The sequence below is a fragment of the Flavobacterium soyae genome (assembly GCF_045348165.1).
Lineage (GTDB): Bacteria > Bacteroidota > Bacteroidia > Flavobacteriales > Flavobacteriaceae > Flavobacterium > Flavobacterium soyae.
Window position 1 is genome coordinate 1,976,162 of record NZ_CP150845.1, and the last position, 15,893, is coordinate 1,992,054.

The window sequence follows — 15,893 nt, forward strand, 5'->3', positions numbered from 1 at the left end:
TTGTTATTTTCACACCCTGACAAAATTACCATTAGACTTTTATGAAAAAGCTTTCATTATTATTAATTTTTCCTGCAATGTTAGTTGCTCAGGAAAAAGCTGCGACACCAAAGCAGCAAGGCAGGTACGACACAAATAAATTCAGCCAGATGTACGATTTGCTGGCAACACCAAATATGTTTCGTACAGCTTCCGGAGCACCGGGACCGGCCTATTACCAGCAGCAGGCAGATTATAAAATTGATATTGAATTAGATGATAAAAATTCAAAATTAACGGGTGCAGAAACTATCACATATTCTAATAATTCGCCAGATACTTTAGAATATTTATGGGTTCAGTTAGATCAAAACCAAGCCAGAGCTAACGGACAGACTTCTTTGGCAGAAGGAGAAAAAATCAATCAGGTGTTGCCTCTTGAAGGTTTTTCAGCAAAATATTTGAAAAAAGATTTAGAGCGTGGTTTTAATATTGAACAGGTAAAAGATGCAAAAGGAAATCCAATGTCTTATAGCATTAATGAAACTATGATGCGTATTAATCTGGCTTCGCCTTTAAAACCTGGAGAGAAAATTTCATTTTCGGTAAAATGGTGGTATAATATCAACAATTACAGAAAAGAAGGCGGACGTTCTGGATATGAATTATTCGAAAAAGATGGTAATAAATTATATGTAATTGCACAATTCTACCCAAGAATGGCAGTTTACAATGACGTTGAGGGATGGCAGAATATGCAGTTCTGGGGAAGCGGGGAGTTTGCCCTTCCTTTTGGAAACTTCGATGTAAGTATTACGGTTCCTGCTGATCACGTAATTGATGCAACGGGAGAATTAACAAACAGAAGTGAAGTTTTTACTGCTGAACAAGTTAAACGTTATGAACAAGCTCAAAAATCATTTGACAAACCTGTTGTTATTGTAACTCAGGCAGAAGCTGAAGCAGCTGAAAAAGGTTTTTCTGAAAAGAAAAAAACGTGGAAATTCAACGCAAAAAATGTTCGTGATTTTGGTATCGCTTCATCAAGAAAATTCATTTATGATGCAATGGCTGTAAAAATTGGAAACAGAACTGTTATGGCAGAATCTGTTTATCCAAAAGAAGCTAACCCGCTTTGGGGAGAAACTTCTACAATGGTTGTAGCACATACTTTAAAAAGTTATTCTTCTCATACTTTCGATTACCCTTATCCAAAAGCAGTTTCGGTTTCTGCAGAAGACCAGGGAATGGAATACCCAATGATTTGCTGGAATTTTGGTCGTCCTGATGAAAATGGCGTAACGACTAAAGAGGTTAAAAACGGAATGATTGGGGTTATTATTCACGAAGTTGGGCACACGTTCTTTCCAATGATTGTAAACTCTGACGAGCGTCAATGGACTTGGATGGATGAAGGTTTAAATTCATTTTTAGAATATTTAGCAGAACAGGAATTAGATCCAACTTTCCCTTCAAGACGCGGACCTGCAAAAAATATTGTTCCTTATATGAGCGGTGATCAAAAGTTTTTAGAGCCAATTATGTCTAACTCTGAAACGATTCATCAATTTGGAAATAACGCATACGGAAAACCGGCTACGGGTCTTAATATTTTAAGAGAGGTAGTTATGGGCAGAGAATTGTTTGATTATGCATTTAAAACGTATGCAAACAGATGGAAATTTAAGCACCCGACTCCAGAGGATTTCTTTAGAACGATGGAAGATGCTTCTGCGGTAGATTTAGACTGGTTTTTTAGAGGATGGTTTTATTCAACTGATTTTGTAGATATTGGAATTAAAGATGTAAAACAATATTATGTTTCTGAAACTCCAACTGCTGATATTAAAGATGTAAAAGTACGAAAAGGCCGTTTTGGATTCGAAAAAGGCCCTTTTGTTTACTTAGTTTCAGGAGACAATCCAGAAGTTAATGCTGCAAACAAAAAAGCATTAAAATTAGAAGATGTAAAACCATTGGCTGATTATGTTGACCAGACTTTTACTGCTGAAGAAAAAGCTGGTATTAAATCGCCTAAATATTTTTATGAAGTTGAATTCGACAAACCGGGCGGAATGATTATGCCAATTCTTGTTGAAATCACTTATGAAGATGGAACAAAAGATAATTACCAATATCCTGCACAAATCTGGAGAAAAAATAATGATACAGCTAAAAAAGTTTATGCAACTACAAAAGCTGTAAAAAGTATTCAGATAGATCCAAAATTACTTACGGCCGATATTGATGTAACTAATAATTCATGGCCAAAGGTTGAGCAAAAATCAAAATTTGACTAAGAACAAACTAAAAAGACTCTTTTTCAGAGTCTTTTTTTTAAGTAAATTTTAAAACTGTGCGCTTCAAAATTTAATATCTTTGTGGCACAACAAAAATAAAAGATATGTTTGGTATAGGAGGAGGAGAATTAGTTTTCATACTGTTTATAGTACTGATGCTTTTTGGTTCTGATAAAGTGCCGGAAATTGCCCGTACAATGGGTAAGGCGATGGCACAGTTAAAAAATGCAACCAACGATATTAAAAGTGAAATTCAAAAAGGAGCAGAGGCAAATGGTCTTGATACTAAATCTTTGAATAGTTTAACAGGTAATATCAATGCAGAAATTGAAAGTGCAAAATCTAATTTATTAGGTGATACAACTAATTTATTGGGAGATACTGCAACAGAAATTGATAAAGTAAAAGAAGATATTGACTCTCTTTCAGGACCTATAAAACGCCAAAGATAATATGCTGGAAAAAATAGAAGAATTAGATATTAATTTATTAGTATATTTAAATGGTTTAGGTTCTGAAACATACGATAAATTTTGGCTTTTTATTACCAATCAGATGTATTGGACTCCATTTTTTTTATTACTGTTTTATCTTATCTATAAAAAAGTAGGAGGAAAACAAACTTTGTATTTACTGCTTTTTATAGCTGTTTTAATTGCTTTTACAGATCAAACTACCAATCTTTTTAAACATACATTTCAGCGTTTACGTCCTTGTAATAATCCTGATATCAATACTATTATCAGAGTTGTTCAGGTTAGAAAATCTTTTAGCTTTTTTTCAGGACATGCTGCAAACACAATGGCTGTTGCAACCTTCTTATATTTGGTTTTAAAACGCCATTTCAAATATTTTGGCTTGTTATTTTTATGGCCTTTAATTTTTGCTTACAGCCGAATTTATTTAGGATTACATTATCCGGGAGACATTCTAACAGGATATTTCTTTGGGGCTCTTTTCGGATTTTTAATCTTTTTAGCTTACAGAAGACTTAAACCACAATATTTTCCGGGATAAATTTTTTAAAGGTTCTGAGTATCTAAGATACTTAAGGTTCTAAGTCTTCATATATAAAATTTGGATAAATTGCCTCCAGCTTTAGCTGGAGATTCTATAGAAAAATTAAGAAGGCTTTAGCCAGAATACACTAGGTATTTGGCTAAAGCCTTTTTTTAGGTTTTATTACCTCCAACTAAAGCTGGAGGCTATTGAATTTTTTATTTAACAATACTCTTGAAATCGTCTTAATTATTTCCAAGAATTTTTCTTTCACTCCATTCCAATCCGGAAGGAAGCTCCTGTTTGCTGAATTCTATATGAATAACTCTTCTTCTTTCGTTGTTTGTAGTTTTTTTTGAAGCATGAAATAATAAAGGTTTCATAATCATGATTCCGCCTTTCTCAACTTCGCATATTGTTTCTTTTTCGTTTTCAAAATTCAGTTTTTCAATTCTTAAAATTCCTTTTGAATGTGAATTATTGATAACTTTTAAAGCACCATTTTCTTTTGTGGTTGTATCAATATGAATTCGAACGGTAAAATTATCTTCTAAAATTTCTTTTGGCGGCTGAACCGCAAACTGATTTTGTTTTATAGTCCAGTTTTCAAAATTTTCGACTTCAATTTTCGTATCTACAGAAATAGTTAAATCCTGATGATAAGCCACAAACCAATTTGATTTTTCAGGTTTGTCAAAGTAAATCGATTTGGTAATGAAGTATCCTTTTCCAAAATTAGATTGAATAATATCTTTTAAATTTTGGTTGAAAATAAAATCTAAGGTTTCAGGTATTTTTTTATGAAATTGTCTAATCGCAAATAAATCCTAAGATTTTCTAAAAGCAGCATTGTCAGAATCATTTTCGGTTATATTTTCTATTAATGAAATCAGCTTTTCAATTTCATTTTCAGTATAAACATTGTTTATAATTGCAAAACCTTCGGAGTTTATTTCGGTGCTGTAATTCATAATTAAATGCTTGTTGAATTGCCTCCAGCTTTAGCTGGAGGTAGTAAAATAGAATTAAAGAAAAGGCTTTAGCCAAATTATCTACTAGTGTTTAATTTGGCTAAAGCCCTTGACTTTTCTTAAATTAGATTTCTCCAGCTAAAGCTGGATGTAATTGATTTATTTTATAAAACTCTGCTCACTGTCAATCCATCACGAATTGGCAATAAAACCGTTTCCACTCTTGGGTCATTTTTTAAATGTAGATTATATTCTAAAAGTACTTTTGTGCTTACATCATTTGGATGAACCGGTTCAAGGATTTTCCCACTCCACAAAACATTATCTGATAAAATAATGCCTCCTTTATTCATTTTCGGAACAACCATTTCCCAATAATTGAGGTAATTTTCCTTATCTGCATCAATAAATACCAAATCAAATTTTACATCTATAGACGGAATAATATCAATTGCTTCGCCTAAATGCTGAAAAATTTGATTTCCCCAAGGCGATGCGTCAAAATATTTTCTTTGAAAATCTACTAATTCTTCTTTAATATCAATGGTATGCAATTGCCCGTTTTCCTGCATTCCTTCGCATAAACAAAGTGCAGCATAACCCGTATAGGTCCCGATTTCCAGAATATTTACAGGACGAATCAATTTAGACAGCATACTTAAAACACGGCCTTGAAAATGCCCGCTTAACATACGTGGTAAAAGTATTTTCTGGTAAGTTTCTTTATTTAGTTTTGCTAGTAATTCTGGTTCGTTTTCAGAATGCTGCTCAATATAATCTTCTAATTCTTGTGATATAAAATGCATTTTGTAGTTGTTCTAATTGAATGCAAAAATACAAAAAAATATCCGCTGGCTATTTTGCATAAAAAAACCATTCGTTTAGGCGAATGGTTTTCCGTTTTTAGTTTTAATTTGAAAATTATTTTTTCAAAGCTTCGTTTACTTCTTTAGCTGTTTTCACAGTTCCGTCTTTTGCAGCTTTTGCAGCATTTTCAACTTTTTCAGCGCCTTTTTTGGCAGCATCTTTTACGTCAGCGGCAGCTTTTTTAGTTCCGTCTTTCACTTCTTGAACTGCATTTTCAGTAGCGTCTTTCGCTTTTGCAGCAGCATCTTCTGTTTTGCTTACAGCGCTGTCTTTCACTTCTTCAATATCTGTTGTCAAGGAGTCAACTTTGTTTCCAAGAGTTAATTCTTCATCTGCAGGTTTAGGTTCTTTCTTCTCACAAGATTGTAATCCCAAAGCTAATAATGCAACAACAGCGAAACTTAAAATTTGTTTTTTCATGATAAATTGTCTTTTTAGGTTATAAAATTTAAAAGGTTATAAAGTGGAATAATAAAAATACAAATTTTAAAATTATGGCGCGCTTTGTAAGATTATTTTTCTTTTGAGAGCAAGACAATTCTTGTGCCAAATTTTTCCTTTTTGGAACTGAAGACTTATTTTTTTGAAAATTTATTTTTACGAAAGAAGAGTTATATTATTGTTCTTAAATTATTGTTAGTTGATAACTAAAACATTTTCACTTTTTGCAAAATCAGTAAAAGTAATATTGAAAAACACTGTTAATTCTTTACCGGCTTTTACGACTCCAAGTGCAGCTGACGGAGGTGTCATTTCAAAATCAGTAAAAGTCATTCGGTTAGAACCCTGTAATACAAAATTACCGTTATCATAGGTTGTTACCTTTACCTGTGTTTTGTAATCTTTACTAACACCTGCAATGGTGTAAGTTCCAGTTAAAACCCACATTGTTTCGTTTACTTTATCGGCAGATTTTAAAACATATTTGATATTTTTATGTGTTTTAGTATCTAAACATTCATAAGCCACATCATCCATACTGGTTTTACTGCTTTTAATACTTTCGGCTAATAATGTAATCGTCAGGTTTTTAATATCAGTTATTTTTGAATCTGTAATCGTTAAGTAAGCACCGCCGGTTCCTTCTGTTGATTTCATAACCCAATCGTGTATATTAGAAGTTCCTGCAACTTCAAAAACTGATTTTGTGAGGGTATATTTTCGCTGCGCTTTTACTTGCAATGAAAATGCGATTATTACTGCTAATAAAATTGATTTGATCGTTCTCATTTGTTTGTGGTATTTAGTTAAATCTAAGATCAGTTTACAATTCGGTTTGGGATTGATTATAAATTCCTGTCTTTTTCTTAGATCAAATTTATTGCAAACGAATAGGAAAAGAACTGATAAAAATCATGGATAGGATTTTATTAAATCATTATAATAAAGGTTTAATTTAAGAATCATTAAAAAAATGACAAAAGTGATTAACTTTGCAGCATGCAAATTGAGAAAAAAGACATAAGAGCCTTATCAAAAGATCAGTTACGAGATTTTTTTGTCGCAAATAATGACAAAGCTTTCCGAGGAAATCAAGTTTATGAATGGCTTTGGAGCAAAGGAGCACACAGTTTTGAGGATATGACGAATGTTGCCAAAACAACACGTTCTATGCTTGAAGAAAATTTTGTTATCAATCATATTAAGGTTGATACCATGCAGAGAAGCAGCGACGGAACAGTGAAAAATGCGGTCCGCCTGCATGATGGATTAGTAGTGGAATCTGTTTTAATCCCTACAGAAACCCGAACAACAGCTTGCGTTTCAAGTCAGGTTGGGTGCAGTTTAGATTGTAATTTCTGTGCAACTGCACGTTTAAAAAGAATGCGAAACCTGGAGCCGGGAGAAATTTACGATCAGGTTTTGGCAATCGATAAAGAAAGCCGTTTATATCACAATCATCCGCTTTCGAATATAGTTTTTATGGGAATGGGAGAACCTTTAATGAACTATAATAATGTAATTAAAGCCATAGACATGATTACCTCGCCAGAAGGTTTAGGAATGTCTCCAAAACGCATTATGCTTTCAACATCAGGGATTCCGAAGATGATTAAGAAAATGGCCGATGATGATGTGAAATTCAAATTAGCAGTTTCCCTTCATTCAGCAATTGATGAAACCCGCGCGAAGATTATGCCTTTCAGTAAAAACTTTCCTTTAAAAGATTTACGAGAAGCATTAGAATATTGGTACAGAAAAACCAAAAGCAAAATTTCATACGAATATGTGGTTTGGAAGGGAATCAACGACGATAAAGCTTCCGTTGATGCATTGGTAAAGTTCTGTAAATATGTACCGTGTAAAGTCAATCTAATTGAATATAATCCAATTGACGATGGAGAATTTCAACAAGCTTCAGAAGAATCTATTTTAGCTTACATTAAAGCTTTAGAAAATATCGGAGTTGTAGTAAAAGTGCGTCGCAGCCGAGGAAAAGATATTGATGCTGCCTGCGGACAATTGGCAAACAAAGAAGCTGATGCGGTATAGTCCCTGTGGGCAATGTCATTAAGTTAAGCTTTTAGAAAATAAAATTATTGCAAATCAAATCCGTGTTTATCAGCGTTTTTATGAAGTAAATCTGTTTTATCCGCGTTACAATTAGACGCTGATTTTACTGATTCGCTAAAGCGAAAACGCTGATAAAAACTGATTTTTCTAATTACTTTCTTAATTAAACTGTTAAGTAATTTTATAGATTTCTTCTTAACTTAATGACATTGCCCTACGGGACAAAGGTGCGGATTATGCTATTTTTTGCTGCCGATATTTAATCTCCCCGAGATACCCAGCAGGACTCTTCAATATAAACTCCGTTAGGAGTTAAATATCGGTAGAGAAATTATGATTAAAATGTAGAAAATGTCCCGTAGGGACTATACATAAAGGGTTCAATATTATAAAGACATAAAAAAGCATTAAAAACGAGGGTGAATCTTGTTTTTAATGCTTTTTTATCGGGCAAAAAGGGATCTTATTTTTTCAAATCGACTTCTTCTGTTACACCGTCTTTTGTTACAGATGCAAGTGTATCACAATCTCCATCGCCAAAATCAATAGTAGCCAAAGCACTATTTTTAGTTATTTCAACAACACCTTTTACTGGAAAAGATTTTCTGCATGAAGCTATAAATTCTAAAGGTGTTGTAATTTCTGCAGAGAAAGTATCTCCGTTTGGTAAAGTTGTGGTACCACTTCCGGTAACTACAAAAACATTGTCTTCCCAATTAAACCAAGTGTTATAACCAGCAGTCATTTCTTTTACTAAAGAACCTTTTCTAATATAAACACTTCCGTCATCAAAAGTAATAGTCAGATCAATTGCGGCTGTCAAAACCGGATGTGCTTCTGCCAGCAAATCGGTTGATTTTACAGTTCTAACAATACTTTTACTTCCCTGAAGTAGTTTGCCATTGTGATAAAATCCTTCAAATGTATAACTGATAGTCTGTGTAGAAGCAGAAAAGTCATTAGAAAACGAAATCACCATTTTTCCTTTTACTATATTTCCGTTATCAAGCGTACAGCCATCAACGCCAAAATCTACTGTTTTTGTAAAAGTATTATTAGTTAAAACGGTTGTAATAACAGCACATTCAGGTAAAAAGTGTTTTACGTTTCCAGAAGGTTTGCTGTTAATGTTTACTTGCGAGTTAAACTGATCTTCAGCAATATTCGTAACATCTTCAATGGAGGCATCTATTTTAGAATTTGCAATTATTTCGTCGTTAGTAATGATTTTACTAGTTCCGTCATTTGTGTTTTCATCAGAATTACAACTTGTGAATAGTGATAAAGCGATACATGTTCCAATTAATAAAAATTTTGTTTTCATAATAAATAGTTTTTTTTGGTTTTACTTTTTAATAGATGAATTCAAATTAGTATTAGGCTGAGGTGTTTTTGGATTGTTTTTTTTAAATTAGTGCATATTTATAGATATACTAACATAAAATAGACAACGTTTTTTTATTTAAAATAGTATATTTGAAATCGAAATGAATATTACTTCACAAATAAAACAGCCTATTATTACCGAGATGGAACTTTTTGAAAAAAAGTTTCACGAATCGATGACTTCAAAGGTTGCGTTACTAAACAGAATCACCTATTATATTGTAAATAGAAAAGGAAAACAAATGCGTCCGATGTTTGTTTTTTTGACGGCAAAAATGGTTTCTGGCGGTATTGTAAACGAAAGAACCTATCGTGGTGCTTCGGTAATTGAATTAATTCATACCGCAACTTTAGTTCATGATGATGTGGTGGATGACAGTAATCGCCGCCGCGGATTTTTCTCTATAAATGCACTTTGGAAAAACAAAATTGCAGTTTTAGTTGGAGATTATTTACTTTCAAAAGGATTATTGCTTTCCATCGATAATGGTGATTTTGATTTACTCCGAATCATTTCTGTAGCCGTTCGTGAAATGAGCGAAGGAGAATTACTTCAAATCGAAAAAGCCCGCAGACTCGATATCACCGAAGATGTTTATTACGAAATCATCCGAAAAAAAACCGCAACACTTATTGCGGCTTGCTGTGCACTTGGTGCAAAATCGGTAATTGAAGATGATATTCAGGTGGAGAATATGCGAAAGTTTGGTGAGCTTATCGGAATGGCATTTCAAATTAAAGATGATTTATTCGATTACAGCGAAGAAGCCATCGGAAAACCAACGGGAATTGATATTAAAGAACAAAAAATGACTTTGCCTTTAATTCATGTTTTAAATACCTGTACTCCACAGGAAAAAAAGTGGTTGATAAACTCCATCAAAAACCACAACAAAGACAAAAAACGCGTAAAAGAAGTTATTGCTTTTGTAAAAGATAATAATGGTTTGGCTTACGCCGAAAACAAAATGGTGCAGTTCCAGCAGGAAGCACTTTCCCTTTTAGACAATTACTCGGATTCTGAATTCAAAGCGGCGCTTACCTTAATGGTGAATTACGTTATTGAGAGAAAGAAATAATTTTTTAATTAGATAATTAGAAAATTTATCAATTAGATAATTGGTTTACTTTGTTGTAAATCAGTTGTGTATTTCTATTGATTGAAATTTGAAATTTAAAAATTGATTTTTTTTCACCTCTCATGCAACCATTTCAAATCGACATGCGTCTATGCTAATAGAAGTCTGTTTCTAAAACCAAAACCGAAAAGCTTATTAATGAAAATTATTCATTTACATCAAGAAGAAACTAAAACCATAAAGCTTGCTGTCGAAAATAATCGACAAGCACAGCAGCAGATTTACAGTAAGTTTTCTTCTAAAATGTTAAGTGTCTGCCGACAATATATAAAGGATATTCAGCTGGCAGAAGATGTAATGATCACGGCTTTCATGAAAGTATTTACGAATCTAAAAAACTTTGAACATAAAGGGAGTTTTGAAGGCTGGATTCGTCGAATTATGGTTAATGAATGTATTTCGTATTTAAGAGTTCAGAAAAAAGTAAAATTTGCCGAAGATGAATTTTTTACAGAAGAAAGTTTCAACGAAATCGACAGTCAGTTTACCGTTGATCAGATTCAATTTTTAATTGATGCTCTGCCGGACGGTTATAAAATGATTTTCAATTTATACGCCATTGAAGGGTATAAACACAATGAAATTGCCAAGATGTTAGGAATTAATGAAGGAACATCGAAATCGCAATTATCGCACGCCAGAAAAATGCTGCAAACACAAATTACAATTCTAAAAAAACAAGATAATGGAACCGAATAATTTTGAAAAGGATTTCCGAGAAAAACTAAACCAACGCAAAATTGAACCAAGCGAAAAAGCCTGGGACCGATTAGATGCGATGTTGAGTGTTGCAGAAGAAACTAAAAAGCCAGCTAAAAATAGAAAATGGCTGTACATTGCGGCAAGTATTATTGGTTTTTTATTGGTTGGAACTTTCTTTTTCAATCAAAAGAAAGATGCGATCGAAATGCCTAAAAGTGTTGTAATCGAAGAAAACATTAAAAAAGATTCTACTGCTAAACCAACTATAAATAAAGTTGAATCCGTTCAAACAGAAACTGTGATTGCAGAAAAAACTTCAACAGAAACTCTAACACAAAAATCAAATAAACAAGAAAATAACTTTAATCAAACACCAAATAAAATCATTAAAAATGAATCAAATCAAATAGCGGAGTCTTCAGTCATCATCAAAAACAATCAGGAAAAACAATCGAATACAAACCCGGTCGCAGTTACCGAAAACCCTAAAAAAGAGAATACAGATCAATTACTCGAAGCGGCCGAAAAAACCGTTTTGGCTCAAAGTTCAGTAAAAAAATCAAAAGTAAAAATCAATGCTTCTGATTTACTAAACCAAGTCGATGGCGAATTAGAACTTTCATTTAGAGAAAAAGTGATTACCAAAGTCAATAAAAACTATCAAACGGTAAAAGTGGCCTTGGCAAATAGAAACCAGCAGGAGAAAGAATAAAGAGCATAGAATAAAGAAACAAGAAACAAAAGTACAGATTTTCAGTTCCGAAGGAACGATTCATATTGTAGCGTCGGGTTTCAACCCGATGGAGATGCAATAAAGAGACAAGAAAATAGAATATAGATTTTCAGTTCCGAATGAACGATCCATATTGTAGCGTCAGGTTTCAACCCGATGGGAATGCAATAAAGAGACAAGAAAATAGAATATAGATTTTCGATTCCGAATGAACTATCCATAATTGTAGCGTCGTCCCGAGGCTTCGGGATTAACCCGATGGAGAATTAACCATTTACAATTCACAATTAATAATTAAATACATCATCAATCACAATCACAATTAAAAAATCAATCATGAAAAATTTTACTATTTATCTCGTAATCCTGGTTTTCTTATTCGTAAGCAAAGTATTGGGACAGGAAACCTTTGAGTCAAGAGCAAAGCAAATTGCCAATAAAATCGAAAAGATTACTAAAGAAGAAAAAGAAACTTTAAAACAAGAAATTGAAGCCGTAAATGTTCAATTGTCTGAAGGAAAAATTACGCAGGAACAAGCTGATAAACGCAAAAAAGAATTAGCTGAAGCCCGAGCAGTAATTATTGAAGAAAAAGTGACTTTGGCTCAAAATGAACTAAACGATCTAGTCCAGCAAAAAGTAGATGGAAAAATCAAAGAAGATTCTTCCAGGGTCTATATGATTCGCTGGAAGTCTCCAAAACGAGACAAAGATTCTATTCATGGTGAAAAAAGAACCACTTCGCAATTTGTATTTGCTATGGGTTTAAATAATACAATGGTCGACGGAAAACTTCAGGACTCAAATTACCGTTTTATGGGTTCACACTTTTACGAATGGGGTATTACCTATAACTCAAGATTAATGAAAAATGATAACCTGCTTCATGCAAAATATGGACTTTCCTTAATGTACAATAATATTCGTCCAACAGAAAATAGAAGCTTCGTGGTAAACGGCGATCAGACTGATCTTGTAGAAAATCCGGTTCATTTAACAGAATCTCGTTTTAGAAACGTGTATTTAGCAGCTCCGGTTCACTTAGAATTTGATTTTACAAAAGCGAGAGAAAGCAACGGAAAAAAATACTTCAAAACACACAAAAGTTTCCGTTTTGGAGTTGGGGGTTACGCTGGAATCAACGTAAAATCAAAACAAATTTTAAAATTTGAAGAAGACGATTTAAAATATAAAACCACAATTAAAGGTGATTATAATGTAAATAATTTTATTTACGGTTTGAGTTCTTACATTGGTTACAGAGAATTGAGTTTGTATTTTAAATATGATTTAAATCCCATATTTCAGGATAATTTAACCAAAGAAAATAATGTTTCTTTAGGTTTACGCCTTGATTTGAATTGAGAATAAAGTTTGAGTTTAGTTAGTAGAAAAAGTGCTTCAATAGAGGCACTTTTTTTATTTTAATAACAAAAATTCAAAATGGATTTATGTACTTTTACAAGCTATAATTTTTAAAAAATAATTTACGTTTTGATTTCACAAAGTACAATAGATTCTGTTTTTGAAACTGCTCGCGTTGAGGAGGTTATTGGTGATTTTGTTAATTTAAAGCGTGCAGGAAGTAACTACAAAGGTTTGAGCCCGTTTTCAGATGAGCGTTCACCTTCGTTTATGGTTTCGCCGGCAAAAGGAATCTGGAAAGATTTTAGTTCCGGAAAAGGCGGGAATTCTGTTGCCTTTTTGATGGAACATTCCCATTTTACCTATCCCGAAGCCATTCGGTATTTAGCCAAAAAATACAATATTGAAATTGAAGAAACCGAGCAGACAGATGCTGAAAAAGCAATGACAGATGTTCGTGAAAGTATGTATCTGGTTTCAGAGTTTGCGGCAAAGTATTTTCAGGATGTTATGGTTAATACCGAAGAAGGAAAAGCTATTGGGTTGTCTTATTTTAAAGAAAGAGGGTTTACTCCCGAAAGTATCAAAAAATTTAATTTAGGATATTCTCCCGAAACCTGGGATGCATTAACCAAAGAAGCACTCGGAAAAGGATATAAATTAGAATTTCTTGAAAGTACAGGTCTAACAATCGCCAGAGAAGACCGTCCTTTTGACCGTTTTAAAGGACGTGTAATGTTCCCAATTCATAGTATGTCGGGACGTGTTTTAGGTTTTGGAGGACGTATTTTAACCAACGATAAAAAAGCAGCAAAATACCTGAATTCGCCCGAAAGTGATATTTACCATAAAAGTAAAGTCCTGTATGGAATCTTTCAGGCAAAGCAGTCAATAGCCAAACAAAATAATTGTTATTTGGTTGAAGGTTATACAGATGTAATTCAGTTTAATCAAGCCGGAATTGAGAATGTTGTAGCTTCTTCAGGAACCGCTTTAACGCCGGATCAAATACGGTTGATTAATCGTTTGACCAAAAATATTACTGTACTTTTTGACGGAGATGCTGCCGGATTGCGAGCTTCTATTCGAGGAATCGATTTAATTCTGGAAGAAGGCATGAATGTTAGGGTTTGTTCTTTTCCTGATGGAGAAGATCCTGATAGCTTTGCCCGCAAAAATTCGCATGATGCATTGGTTGCTTATTTAGAAGAAAACAGTAAAGACTTTATACAGTTTAAAGCTTCCATCCTGATGAATGAGGCTAAAAACGACCCAATCAAAAAAGCAGATTTGATTCGTGATATGGTAACTAGTATTTCTAAAATACCAGACCGTATTCAGCGTGAAGTATATATTCAGGAATGTGCCCGAATTATGGATATCTCGGAGCAGGTTTTGGTAAGTACGCTGGCACAGTTAATTCAAAAAGATATTGCAGAAGCTAATAAAAAGCAAAAGCAGGAACAAAAACCTTTTGAAGTTGTTAGAAACCAAAACCCAAAATATACCGGATATTCAGGAGGAGATCCCGAAGATCCAAGAACAGGGCCGCCGGATGATTATCCAGGAGAGCCGGGATATATGGAAGGACAGGCAGAAAAAGTAGATATTCTGTATGGTTTTGAAAGGAAAATCATTGAGATTCTTCTTTTATATGGAAGTGTTGTTGAAAGTTTTGAAGATGTTTACCTAAAAGCCGATGAAGAAGGAAATGTAAAAGAGGTTTCAGAAAAAAGACAATACAAAGTATTTGAAAAAGTCTATTTGAGTCTTCAGGAAGATGAAGTAGAATTGTCAAATACATTATTTCAAAATATTTACACCAATATTATTGATTTTTATAATCACAATGAAGCTTTTAGCCTTGATAAATATTTGATGCACCTGCAGCCTGAATTTGCACAGGAAGTAACAAATATTTTAATGGAAGATGAAAAAGTAACTATTCACAACTGGGAAGGGCAGAATATTTTTCCGAAACATAAAAACGTAACAATTGAACAAAACGTTTCAGATACTATATTTTCTATGCGGTGGTTTTTGGTATCAAAAATTATTCATGAATTAAAAAATTCACTTATTTCTGATCCGAAAGAAGATAATTCAGAATTATTGTCGATGGTAGTAGATTATTCTAAACTGCTCAATAATTTTTCTAAAAAGCTAGGAAGGGTGGTAGTTCCTTACCATGGCGGATAAAAATCAAAAAGCTCTATAGTGATAAACAATATAGAGCTTTTTTTATGGTTGATGATCTTGCCGAAGCAAATCAAATTACCATCAAATTAAATAATTTCTAAAGTCTTAGCCTTATTTACTAAGTCAACTAAATTAGTAACGTTCAATTTAGTCAATAATCTTAGTTTGTAAGTACTGATCGTTTTCTCGTTCAGGTTTAAGATTTTAGAAATCTCATTGTTTTTCTTACCATCACTTAAATAGCGCAAAACTTCGATTTCACGGTTAGAAAGTTTTCTGTACAAACGTTCGCTCTTGCTTTGTTTAGCAATAAGGGCCATGTTTTTGCGAACTGTTTCGTTGATGATAATTTTACCTTCGTGTACTTTAATAATAGAAAGACCTAAAGTTTCAAGTTTTTCTGTTTTGTGTACATACCCGGATACTCCGGCTTTAATTGCGTTTGGAGCATACATTTGCTCAGCTAGGTCACTGAAGATTACAATTTTTGTCTTCGGGAAATTTTTCAAGATTGATTTTACTTCGAAGATACTTGAAAGACCTTCTAATTCTAGATCTAAGATCAGAATATCGATCTCCTTCGTCTGAAGAATATCTCTAACCATTGAAAAATTGCCTACGTTGGCAACAATTGAAATTTGATCGTGGTCTTTAAAATAAGACTTAACGCCAAAGTGAGTCACAGGATGATTGTCTGCAAGACATACTTTAATCATAATTTTACCTTTTTAGAATTGTT

General features: G+C 33.2%; 16 protein-coding genes. 9 read left to right on the forward strand and 7 right to left on the reverse strand.

Annotated elements, in window-relative coordinates:
- Nucleotides 1–41 precede the first annotated feature (41 nt).
- From AABD74_RS08665 to AABD74_RS08675, 3 genes are all read left to right on the forward strand, one after another.
- Nucleotides 42–2,279, forward strand: coding sequence for a M1 family metallopeptidase (locus tag AABD74_RS08665; protein WP_406845258.1), 2,238 nt, complete (start codon nt 42–44; stop codon nt 2,277–2,279).
- A 104-nt stretch (nt 2,280–2,383) separates the two neighbouring features.
- Nucleotides 2,384–2,731: a twin-arginine translocase TatA/TatE family subunit gene (locus AABD74_RS08670; protein WP_232681599.1), complete on the forward strand. Its 348-nt coding sequence runs from the start codon at nt 2,384–2,386 to the stop codon at nt 2,729–2,731.
- A gap of 1 nt (nt 2,732) precedes the next feature.
- Complete coding sequence (locus AABD74_RS08675; RefSeq protein WP_406845259.1) at nt 2,733–3,296, forward strand: phosphatase PAP2 family protein; 564 nt, start codon at nt 2,733–2,735, stop codon at nt 3,294–3,296.
- A 227-nt stretch (nt 3,297–3,523) separates the two neighbouring features.
- On the opposite strand, the gene AABD74_RS08680 is transcribed toward AABD74_RS08675, so the two are convergent.
- The 5 genes from AABD74_RS08680 to AABD74_RS08700 form a co-directional block, all read right to left on the reverse strand.
- Entirely contained in the window at nt 3,524–4,093 is a 570-nt protein-coding gene (locus AABD74_RS08680; protein ID WP_406845632.1) for a phytanoyl-CoA dioxygenase family protein, read from the reverse strand.
- Nucleotides 4,094–4,105: 12 nt separating this feature from the next.
- Nucleotides 4,106–4,249 carry a hypothetical protein gene (locus tag AABD74_RS08685; protein WP_406845260.1) on the reverse strand — a complete coding sequence of 48 codons (144 nt, stop codon included), beginning with the start codon at nt 4,247–4,249 and terminating at the stop codon, nt 4,106–4,108.
- A 164-nt stretch (nt 4,250–4,413) separates the two neighbouring features.
- Complete coding sequence (locus AABD74_RS08690) at nt 4,414–5,055, reverse strand: O-methyltransferase (RefSeq protein WP_406845261.1); 642 nt, start codon at nt 5,053–5,055, stop codon at nt 4,414–4,416.
- A 115-nt stretch (nt 5,056–5,170) separates the two neighbouring features.
- On the reverse strand, nt 5,171–5,536 hold the full coding sequence (locus tag AABD74_RS08695; protein ID WP_406845262.1) for a hypothetical protein: 366 nt from the start codon (nt 5,534–5,536) through the stop codon (nt 5,171–5,173).
- 216 nt (nt 5,537–5,752) lie between these two features.
- Nucleotides 5,753–6,346, reverse strand: coding sequence for a YceI family protein (locus AABD74_RS08700; protein WP_406845263.1), 594 nt, complete (start codon nt 6,344–6,346; stop codon nt 5,753–5,755).
- Between the two features lie 210 nt (nt 6,347–6,556).
- On the opposite strand from AABD74_RS08700, the gene rlmN reads away from it, so the two are divergent.
- A complete protein-coding gene (rlmN, locus tag AABD74_RS08705) occupies nt 6,557–7,609 on the forward strand; it encodes a 23S rRNA (adenine(2503)-C(2))-methyltransferase RlmN (RefSeq protein WP_406845264.1) in 1,053 nt (350 codons plus the stop codon).
- A 484-nt stretch (nt 7,610–8,093) separates the two neighbouring features.
- Here the strand turns inward: rlmN and AABD74_RS08710 are convergent, their stop codons facing one another.
- The gene (locus tag AABD74_RS08710) at nt 8,094–8,954 is read right to left on the reverse strand and encodes a hypothetical protein (RefSeq protein ID WP_406845265.1); all 861 of its coding nucleotides are present in this window, start codon (nt 8,952–8,954) and stop codon (nt 8,094–8,096) included.
- A gap of 163 nt (nt 8,955–9,117) precedes the next feature.
- On the opposite strand from AABD74_RS08710, the gene AABD74_RS08715 reads away from it, so the two are divergent.
- From AABD74_RS08715 to dnaG, 5 genes are all read left to right on the forward strand, one after another.
- Entirely contained in the window at nt 9,118–10,095 is a 978-nt protein-coding gene (locus AABD74_RS08715) for a polyprenyl synthetase family protein (protein WP_232681607.1), read from the forward strand.
- 198 nt (nt 10,096–10,293) lie between these two features.
- Nucleotides 10,294–10,854: an RNA polymerase sigma factor gene (locus AABD74_RS08720; RefSeq protein WP_406845266.1), complete on the forward strand. Its 561-nt coding sequence runs from the start codon at nt 10,294–10,296 to the stop codon at nt 10,852–10,854.
- Nucleotides 10,841–11,569 (forward strand): hypothetical protein, encoded by a 729-nt coding sequence (locus AABD74_RS08725; RefSeq protein ID WP_406845267.1) that lies wholly within the window; start codon nt 10,841–10,843, stop codon nt 11,567–11,569. Before AABD74_RS08720 ends, AABD74_RS08725 begins: the two co-directional genes overlap by 14 nt.
- 357 nt (nt 11,570–11,926) lie before the next feature.
- Complete coding sequence (locus tag AABD74_RS08730; protein WP_406845268.1) at nt 11,927–12,955, forward strand: hypothetical protein; 1,029 nt, start codon at nt 11,927–11,929, stop codon at nt 12,953–12,955.
- Nucleotides 12,956–13,084: 129 nt separating this feature from the next.
- The gene (dnaG, locus tag AABD74_RS08735) at nt 13,085–15,154 is read left to right on the forward strand and encodes a DNA primase (RefSeq protein WP_406845269.1); all 2,070 of its coding nucleotides are present in this window, start codon (nt 13,085–13,087) and stop codon (nt 15,152–15,154) included.
- Nucleotides 15,155–15,240: 86 nt separating this feature from the next.
- Here the strand turns inward: dnaG and AABD74_RS08740 are convergent, their stop codons facing one another.
- The gene (locus AABD74_RS08740; RefSeq protein WP_026730588.1) at nt 15,241–15,870 is read right to left on the reverse strand and encodes a response regulator transcription factor; all 630 of its coding nucleotides are present in this window, start codon (nt 15,868–15,870) and stop codon (nt 15,241–15,243) included.
- Nucleotides 15,871–15,893 lie beyond the last annotated feature (23 nt).